The sequence below is a fragment of the Paracoccus sp. S-4012 genome (genome assembly GCF_009674885.1).
GTDB lineage: Bacteria > Pseudomonadota > Alphaproteobacteria > Rhodobacterales > Rhodobacteraceae > Paracoccus.
Window position 1 is genome coordinate 1 of sequence record NZ_WKKA01000042.1, and the last position, 1,588, is coordinate 1,588.

A 1,588-nucleotide genomic window follows, 5' to 3' on the forward strand; every position below is an offset into this window, starting at 1 on the left:
CACAACCCGCCGGTCGTCGACCCGAGGCTTGCCCTGGCCCGGTTTCGGCAGCAACGGCTCGACAAGCATCCACTCCGCGTCGCTCAGATCGTATCGCGCCATGAAACCCTCCCGCCAACATGCAGAAGTGAATCACCTCACACCAAAAACTGGAATTCCCCTATTGAGTACGACTCCTAGCCGGATGCACTGGAAGTATATATCCTAGTGGTTCACCTAAGCGGTTAGCTGGCAGCTATTCGGAAGGTAGATGCAGACAGGTAGTTAGCCTAGCGGGATGCAGGATGAAGTCTGGTGTATCGTCAAGATATATGACAACCGGCTATCTGTTGTTTTTCTCGGGCGGACACGAGTTATATATCAGTCTGCCAGCTAAAGGCTGAACTTGTCGATTGCCGCTTTCAACTGCGCCGGACGAAAGCCGCCTTTGAAGTAGACGCCGGTTCCCACGCCCTGCTGTTCATGCCCGAGGATCGTTTTGACTTGAGCGTCATCCACGTCCGCCCGACGCAGTTGTGTGTTCATTGTGTGCCGGAAGCTATGGAAGACCACTGTCCTAGACTTCATGCCCATCTTTTCCAGTAGCGTGTCGTTGAACCACCGACTGATAGCCCGGCCATGGCCATTCTTGGGACAGTACGACAGCGCGGGGAATAGTCGAACATGCCGCGCTGCGCGCTGGGCTTCCACGAAGTTGAGAAACCCTGTAGCGATTAGTTGGTTATGCAGAGGCACGCGTCGATCAGCGGCACTGGTCTTTAGGCGCTTTGTGGTCCCCTCGCCTACGTCCGACACGTCGATGCACCATAGGCCGTCAACCTCTTTGATGTCGGTAGTCTCTAGCTGGGCTATCTCGTTCAAGCGCATACCTGTGAACATGCCGACCAGACTCCCCCACTTGGCGGCATCGACCTTAACCAAGCCCATAGGGTTGTCGGTCAGATGCTCATATAGCCGGACAAGTTGATCCGCCGTGAAGGCGTCGCGGTTGTCAGATTTGTATTTCCTCGCCTTCACTCGCATGCCGTCAAAGATGTTTTCGGTAGCATGCCCATGATCGACCGCCCAGCGCATGAAGGTCTGGATATGACTTAAGTAGGTGTTGACTGTGCTTGCGCTGATACTGGCTACGCCCGGCAAGTCCAATATCTCACTAAGTGGCTTGCCCTTAGTCGCCGCCTTCTTCTGGGGGTTCTGCGGATAGCGTGTCAGCACGTCCTTGACGTGCCGCGCATCGGCCTTGGTCAACTTCGCAGCCGTCTTCTGTTCAGTGATCTCGCCTAGCAGCGCCAGCACTTCCTGCTTCTGGCTTGCCGTTTTTGGGGCAAGGCTAGCTGTGCTGACCTGCCCCCCCGGCGTCCCTCGATCATGACGAGAGTCCTTGGACTTGGTATTGGTCGGTTTCGGGTTGGGCAAGCGCGCCGGGCGCGGAGCTCACGGATTGCTCAAGTGCCCGGCGCTCTTGTGACGGGGCCATTCCGCCGAGCGAGGAATGCGGCCTGACATGGTTGTAGTCGTAGCGCCACAGCGCCAGCTTGCGGCGCGCATCGGCCAGGCTGTCGAAGATCTCCTCATTGAGGCACTCGTC

2 protein-coding genes are annotated in these 1,588 nt (G+C 57.1%); both read right to left on the minus strand.

Annotated features, from left to right (window positions below):
• Window positions 1–372 precede the first annotated feature (372 nt).
• On the minus strand, window positions 373–1,296 hold the full coding sequence (locus GI374_RS18695) for a site-specific integrase (protein WP_154338495.1): 924 nt from the start codon (window positions 1,294–1,296) through the stop codon (window positions 373–375).
• A 70-nt stretch (window positions 1,297–1,366) separates the two neighbouring features.
• Window positions 1,367–1,588 (minus strand): integrase core domain-containing protein (locus GI374_RS18700; RefSeq protein ID WP_154338496.1); only part of this gene is annotated, 222 nt, incomplete at its 5' end.